The sequence below is a fragment of the Acidobacteriota bacterium genome, assembly GCA_021161905.1.
Classification (GTDB): domain Bacteria; phylum Acidobacteriota; class B3-B38; order Guanabaribacteriales; family JAGGZT01; genus JAGGZT01.
This window is the reverse complement of record JAGGZT010000062.1, coordinates 20,414-28,016: the sequence shown is the minus strand read 5'-3', so window position 1 is coordinate 28,016 and position 7,603 is coordinate 20,414. Positions and strand designations below refer to the sequence as shown.

6 protein-coding genes are annotated in these 7,603 nt (G+C 51.3%); 5 read left to right on the top strand and 1 reads right to left on the bottom strand.

Features of this window, described 5'->3' with window-relative positions; genetic code table 11:
- The 5 genes from J7L64_08575 to J7L64_08555 all read left to right on the top strand — a co-directional run.
- Positions 1–889, top strand: an 889-nt coding sequence (locus tag J7L64_08575; GenBank protein MCD6452396.1) for a hypothetical protein, incomplete at its 5' end; no start/stop codon positions are given.
- Between the two features lie 103 nt (positions 890–992).
- Positions 993–2,315, top strand: coding sequence for an ATP-binding protein (locus J7L64_08570; GenBank protein ID MCD6452395.1), 1,323 nt, complete (start codon positions 993–995; stop codon positions 2,313–2,315).
- Between the two features lie 102 nt (positions 2,316–2,417).
- The gene (locus tag J7L64_08565; protein ID MCD6452394.1) at positions 2,418–3,278 is read left to right on the top strand and encodes a DnaJ domain-containing protein; all 861 of its coding nucleotides are present in this window, start codon (positions 2,418–2,420) and stop codon (positions 3,276–3,278) included.
- A 21-nt stretch (positions 3,279–3,299) separates the two neighbouring features.
- Complete coding sequence (locus tag J7L64_08560; protein ID MCD6452393.1) at positions 3,300–3,743, top strand: DnaJ domain-containing protein; 444 nt, start codon at positions 3,300–3,302, stop codon at positions 3,741–3,743.
- Between the two features lie 196 nt (positions 3,744–3,939).
- Positions 3,940–5,679, top strand: a complete 1,740-nt coding sequence (locus tag J7L64_08555) for a M20/M25/M40 family metallo-hydrolase (GenBank protein MCD6452392.1) — start codon at positions 3,940–3,942, stop codon at positions 5,677–5,679.
- Positions 5,680–5,746: 67 nt separating this feature from the next.
- On the opposite strand, the gene J7L64_08550 is transcribed toward J7L64_08555, so the two are convergent.
- Positions 5,747–7,237, bottom strand: a complete 1,491-nt coding sequence (locus J7L64_08550) for an IPT/TIG domain-containing protein (GenBank protein ID MCD6452391.1) — start codon at positions 7,235–7,237, stop codon at positions 5,747–5,749.
- Positions 7,238–7,603 lie beyond the last annotated feature (366 nt).

Sequence of the window (7,603 nt, the reverse complement as noted above, 5' to 3'; positions counted from 1 at the left end):
GGATGGGAAGATAGTGATGGCACACAACACCTGGCTTCTTTATCCTATGGGGGTTGATTGGAACATCATCCTCGACATAAAGCCGACCAAGGGGCATCGGATGATCACTCAGACCTGCCCCGGCTCTATCCATTCTGGACCCGATTGGATAGTAAACGACGCCGGGATAATGGTAACCGAGACCACTATCTCCGGCTATACCGGTGGGGTGGATATGAACGGGATACCGGAGAGCATCCGCCTGCGGAAGGCGACCCAGTATGCCGACTCCATCGACGAGTGGGTGGCGATTATGCTCGAGGGGAATACCGGGGAGTACGCCAACGACTGGCTCATCGGGGACGCCAAGACCGGGGAGATAGCGAGGCTCGAGCTCGGCTTGAGGCATCATAAGCTGTGGCGGACGAAATCGGGGGCTTATTACGGTTGTAATATCGCTATGGACCCGGAGTTCAGGAAGGCGGAGACCAAATACGACTACGAGAATAAAAACCTCTCCGGGGTTGCCCGGGCTCGCCGCTGGGAACAGCTCCTTAAGGAGAACTGGGGGAAGATCGATGCGGAACTGGCAAAGAGGTTCTTGGCGGACCACTTCGATACCTCATTGGGGCAGGAGACCCCCTCAGGAAACACCATATGCGGACATCACGATCTGGATCCCCGACTTTCTGATGGCAAGCCATTCCGCCCAGTAGGAGCGGTCGATGGGAAGGTGATAACCACCGATATGCTCCTAAAGTGGGAGATGTGGGCGGTATGGGGACATCCTTGCGGTATATCCTTCAAGGCGGACCAATATTTAGCCAAGCATCCGGAAGAAAACTACCTGAAGCCGGTTATGGAGGATATCCTCGCCCATCCCTGGACCCTTATCAAGATAAAAAGATAAAGGGAAATCCTATCGTAAAAAGCCTCTCCAAAGGAGAGGCTTTTATTTTTTACCGAGAAATCTCCCCGAAATTACGATATAATACGGGACGAAGGAGATTTCGGTGGCACATAAGGAGGATGGCAAATATAAGCGGAGCCATCGTCTCTGTGGCCTCATCTACCGGGGATTTGAGTCCAAGGATCTCGATTACAAGGGACCACTTCTCTGGGACGAGAGCGACAAAGGCGCCTGCTGCGAACTGGTGAAGGATGTCCTCGCCCTGGCGAACACCAAGGGAGGTTTCATCGTCATCGGGGTGGCGGAGAAGGGCGACGGCTTCGAACCGGTAGGTCTCAACGAGGAACAGCTCGCTTCGTTCGAGACCACCCGGTTCAACACCTTCCTCCAGAACTATGTTGATCCTCCGATAAACACCACCCTGCTTAAGGTCATCTGCGAGGGGAAATACTTCGTCATCATAAAGGTCCCCCCCTTTCCCAACATCCCCCATATATGCGTAAAGCCTTACCCTGGTGCACTCTCCGCTCCCACCATCTATGTCCGCACCGACAACAACGAAAGCGCTCCGGTCAAGCACTCCGCCGATCTTCAGGCGGTGATCGAACAGGCGGTGAGGAACCGGGAGGAACGACTGATAAAATCATTCCGCTCCATCCTGAAGACAGGAAGCGTATTCCCCGAGACGAGGACGAGGAAGGGGTTCGAAACCCAACTGAAGGAGGCGATCGAAGCCTTCGAGCGGACAAATCCTTACAAGAATAAAGACTATCAAGGATACCGGGAGGTAAGCCTATCCCCTGAACGGTTCATTCGGTATAAGCTCTCCTTAGCCGAGCTCAAGCCGGCGCTGGAGAAGGTGAGCCTCGATTTCAAGGGCTCCTCATTCGTCACCGTCACCCCGGAGACGACCTACTTCTTTCAGGAGGGGATCGAACACAGAAACCCCTACGCCGCCTTGATCGACGGGCTTCCCCGACTCATCTTCTTCCGGTTGTATCAGTCGGGGTTCTTCTACCACCGGAAGCTGATGTGGGAGGAGGTGGTGGCGAGGGATCAGAACAGCTCCCCCTTCCTCTCTGCGGAGAGTACCATCAAATATATCGTGAGCGCCATCTATACTATGGTCAGGTTGTACGATTACCTGAATATAGAGGAGGAGCCGATAACCATCCATCTGAGGCTTCTCGGAACCGAGGGACGGAAATTGGTCTTCCTCGATTCCTCCTTCGCCAAGGCTGAATATCGCTGTCGTATTGCAAAGATCGTAGTGGAACGCGCCTATCCCCTCTCCGAATGGCGAGCAGGGATCGAAGATCATGCGGTGGAGATGATGAAGGAGGTCGCCCTCAAGTTCAATTGGGACGACCCCGACCTCGACTACTTCCACGGGCGAGCAGGTGAGTTATTAGAGGGGCTTGAGTAAGCGGATTTCCCCGCCTAATTCCATCCTTTAACCCCCTTTTCTGACAATTCCTGTCAGTAGAAGGAATTATAATCGCTAAAAGGAGGTATCGATAATCCAATGATGAATAGGGATGAATGCTACCGCATACTTGGGGTCAACCGGGGAGCCTCGCCAGAAGAGATAAAGAAGGCATACAGGATGCTGGTGAAGGTATGGCATCCAGATCGGTTGGGAAAGGACCCTCGGCTGAGGGAAAAAGCAGAGGAGATGCTCAAAAAGATAAACGAAGCCTATCACCTGATCACCAACCTACCCCCCGAGGAAGGAGACGCTTCCTGGAACCAGAGAGAAGGGGAGAGGTATTATTACCATCAAAATGGTAGCCATCGATATCAAAACTACGGCTACGAAAGCCATTCCTATGGCTATTATGGAGCTGAACGAGCGGAGAGAAGCTCCTCTACCAAATCGGTATTTATTTCTATTGTTGGGAAGATTCTATGCACAGCGTTCATAATCTTCTGCCTTCTCTTCCACATAGTCTTTATATATCCGGGATGCTTCTGGGGAGGAATGGCATACCATCTAATAAAAAAGGCACTCTCCGAAGAACGAGCCCCCTCCCCTCTTCCAGACCAATGGGGAGAGGAATACGACAGCCTTATGGCTGAAGGAGAAAGGAACGAAGAAGCTCCTCTACCCCCTATCCCCGTGGGGCACAATCCCTCCTTTCTTCTCGGGGAGGACTGGTATCCCTCAGCCGATCACCTCCTCCTCTCAACCTCCCCCTATATGGGGAGCCCTCTCAGGAAGGAGAGGCGGTGGGGGAGATATTGGTCCTCCCCCCTTCTCTTTGACGATCTGAGGGATCCTTTAGAGAGGAAACTTATGAGAGACCTATTTCCCTTTGAACCATACCCCCATTACCAGGGGCTTAACGAGGATCCTCTTTTTGAGGACGATCTGTGGGAGGAACCCTGAGTCGACGAGGAGGATAAGGCTATGAGCATTCTCCACCATTATCAGGTTCTAAACCTCACCCCCCACGCCTCGAGGAAGGAGGTCGAAGAGGCATATCATGACCTACTACGGATCTGGGACCCGGAGCGATTCCCCACCGATAAAACCTTAAGGGAGGAGGTAGCCAAAAGGAGAAAGGAGATAGAAACCGCCTACCAGGCGATACTGGCTTGGGAACAGGGGAAAGATGGATTAAATACGGACGAAGCCTCCATCTCTGCTCAACCCTTCTCGGCGGAGGATGTAAAAGGAGAAATAAAGGGGGAGGAGGAAGAGAAAAAATCCACTTTGATGACAATCCTAAGCGTAGTTGGCGAGTTGGCTTTGACAGTGGGATACTTCTTCCTCCTGGCACGCTTCTTTCTTATCTTCCTCATCTTATACATCTTAGCAGCCATTATCGTCGTACCCAAAGATCTTCGTTAACCTGCTTCCCTCTGGCATTCGCCTTCTTGGTTCTCACCTCCTTAGGGGGTGTTCTCCCGTTAAACAACGATCAAACCATCCCTCTTTACACCTTCAAGGTAGAGTTTCTGCCAGAATCCTTCAATTACTCCTTTTTACCGGGTAACATCTGTGATATTATTTTCCCTTAAAAAGATAACTTCAAGGAGGTGAAAGGATGAAATATTGGTTTAGTAAGAGGCAAAGTTTATTCCTCTGCTTTTTGCTCACCACCTTTCTTCTTATCGGCACCGGTTTTACCAGCGCCTCCAAAAGCGGGATAGACCCGAAGATCAAACCCGGTTTTTCGGCGATAAAGGCGGAAGATGTATCAAACTATCTCCACTTCCTCGCCTCCAACTATCTTGAAGGACGGGAAACAGCGAGAAAAGGGCTCCACATCGCCGGCGACTATGTGGCAAGCCTGTATCAGCTCTGGGGAGTAAAGCCGGCAGGAGAGATCGTAAACGGCAAGAGAAGCTACTTCCAGTACTTCCCGGTGGTGGAGTATGAGTATCTCGATTCCTCGTACATCGCGATATCGGAGGGAAAAGAGAGGAAGGTGAAGTTCTCCTATGGGGTTGACTTCTACTTCGGAAGGGGGGGCGAGCCAGTTAGCCAATCCCTTAAGGCTCCGGTGGTTTTCGCTGGCTACGGTCTGGTGGATAAGAAAGCGAATTACGACGATCTGGCTGGCCTTGATGTCAAGGGTAAAATCGTCCTCATACTCAGCGGGTTTCCTGGAGAGAAAAATCCCAAGAGTCCCTATTACAGGAAGAAAAAGGTGGATCGTCGCCGTCGCTATATGATGATGAGGGAGAAGTTCAAAAAGCTTGAGGAAAAGGGAGCGGTTGCCTGCTTTATGGTGGATACCGCAGAGAAAGGGATGAGCTCCTTCTATCGGATGGTGGCGACAAACCGTCCCTATATCGAAGGGGATTACATCCAGAGACCGGGGCACCGGATGTACATCCCCAACCTCAAGGGAAGAGTGGAAAGAAGTATGATCTCCCTCACCGTCTCCGAGCGGGTGGCTAACGAGATCCTATCTGTCAAAGGGGTCTCCATAGGTGAGCTCAAGAAGAAGATAGATGATACCCTCTCCCCGAACTCCTTCGCCCTCCCCGGGGTAGAAGCCACCATCAATATGGAGGTGAAGGGTGAGGTAAAGGTGACGAGGAACCTCCTCGGTATGGTGGAGGGATCCGATCCTGTCCTCAAGAACGAGGCGATCGTTATCGGCGCCCATTACGACCATCTGGGCACGAGAGATGGATATGTCTGGAACGGGGCGGACGACAACGGCTCTGGTTCGGTGGCGGTAATGGAGCTTGCTCGTGCCTTTGCCCTCAATCCGGTGAAGCCAAAGCGGACGATAATCTTCGCCCTCTGGAGCGGTGAGGAGAAGGGGCTTCTTGGCTCCCGCTATTACACGGAACACCCCACCCTCATCCCCATCAAGAAGACGATCCTGAATGTCAATATGGATATGATCGGAAGGGATGTCGCCCCGGAGAAATTCCCCGAATATGTGAAGAGAAACAAGAAGCGTTACCCCTTCTTAGCCAAGATGAAGCCAAAGGACACGAAGAGGCTGGTGAATGTGAGTGGCACCATCCATTGCCCCATCCTGAAGAAGATAGCGGAGAGGGCGAACAAGAATGTCGGGCTTATCTTCTCCGTTAACCTGTCCCCAAGACCCTCCCCGGGCTCCGATCATTACTCCTTCTTCGAGCATAAGGTGCCGATCATCTACTTCTACTCCCCAGGCGATACCGACTACCACCAGCCAACCGATACCGTGGATAAGATCGATTTCGAAAAGATAGCCAAGGTGGCGAGGTTGATCTACCTCATCACCTGGAAGGTGGATTCCCTTCCCGAGCGATTGACCTTCAAGGAACCGGCGAAGAAGTAGGGAAACGAACTAATAAAAGATAGGGAGGGGCGTTGCCCCTCCCTATTTTTATGGTACCTACTTTCCCCTATTTCACTATATTGAAGGTGAACGGGGGATCACTCTTAAGGGAATCGGTTTTTCCCCACTTGGTATAGATGGAGATGGGACCGCTCGATGCCCCCTTCGGTATCCTTACCTTGACAGATACATCCTTAAAGCCTGCTCGCTCCTTCATCTCGAGTATCTCGGCGGGAACACCGTTTATATATACCCGGGTTGATCCCTCCCACAAATCTATATTCTTCGAGTAGATGAAGATCACATCGCCAACCCTGCCCTCACGGGGGAAAACGGACTTGATGACCGGAGGGCGAAGAATTAGCTGGACATAGGCCGAATCCTCCCCGTCTCTGTTCGAGACGGTAACCTTATATCTTCCCGGCGGTAGGTTGGGCACATAAAGGGAGAGATACCCTGGGCTCCCACCAAAAGGCACCTCTTTGTCGCCAAAGAGAACCCTGGTTCGGGAAGTGCCCCTACTTTGATCCCAAAAATTATTACCCCTTATCACCACCTTCTCACCGGGCGCGGCAGGCGCTGGTTCTACTTTGCTGATCTCCGGGGGTTTTAACACCACCAGTCGATTTATAATCGGCGTGCTAAACTCCCTTGCTCCCCAGGAAAACACGGAATAGTTCAACCTCACCGGTCCTGTCTCCGCCCCCTGGGGAACCCTGACCTTCATCTCCTTATAACTGAAGGACAATATCTCCCCCTCTCGCTCCTTCGTTCCCCCCACATTTACATCGTGGAAAAATACCTTGGCATAACCATAATGGGAGATCCTACTTATCTTCATCCCCGGGGTCCTATGCCAGAAGTCGTAAGGAAGGTCCTTCCCCCTTATGGTGATCACCTTCCCCTCCTTTGCCCTCGTCGGTGATACCGAGGAGATGGTTGGTTTGGGGGGCCAAGGAAGGTGAAACTTGCGAGGAACAGTGCGAACCGGTGAAACCGCGCAGGAATCGGGGGCAAGATAGCCGGGCTTCGGAGTACCAGGAGTAAGCCTAATGCCAACATAGACCTTAAAGGAACCGATGTAAGCCAAAAGTGGGGGGTTCTTCCACCGAGCTTCCACCACCCCTTCATCCGGGGGAAGGTGATTACCTTCCCTATATATCCTTGAGTCGCGACGCACCGTAAGCGGTACTCTAAAATCCGCCATTGTGAAACCATCGGGAAGAAGGGACCAGATATAAAGGGATACTCCTCGGGGAATAAGGAAGGGACGATTTGGGTTGGCGGATTTGAGATAGATTTCGAATTCGAGGTCCCTCTTCACCTGGCGATATCTTATCCTGGTTATGTTGACCTTCTTCCCCTGGGCATTTCTCCACCTAAACTCCTGCCAGACATTGAGGAATAGTCCTGACTTGGGCGATTTAACAAACTGGTATTTTTTCTCTACCTGCTTTACCTTTATCTGCTGGGCATTGAGGTCCCCTACAGCGAGCAATAAGAAGAGCAGAAAAGTGAAGCAAAAAACAAAAGATAAAGAATAAAGCCTCTCCCTCATTATTCATTCTCCTCATTAAAGGATAGCGCCAATCTTTCCGGCTAATCTCGCCCTAACTAATATAATTCTATCATATAAGGCGATGGAAATAAACTTCTTACTCCCGAGTTGCCTCTTCACTCAAGGATGAAAGGTCCTGGGACAATTCCATAGAAAAAAGGAGGATTTTTGATTAAAAAGGAGTAAACTGTCAAAAATTGACAGTAATCGTTGTTAAAATGAAAAACAGGAGCTAAAATTAAAGTAAAGACCCGGGATGGGGGTAAACACAGCTTCCTTCGGGGAGAGCTGCTGGGGGAGACTTAGCTAATCGCTTTCTTCACCCGTAGGGGAAGGAAGCGAATATAGACCCCGTTCCCCATCCCG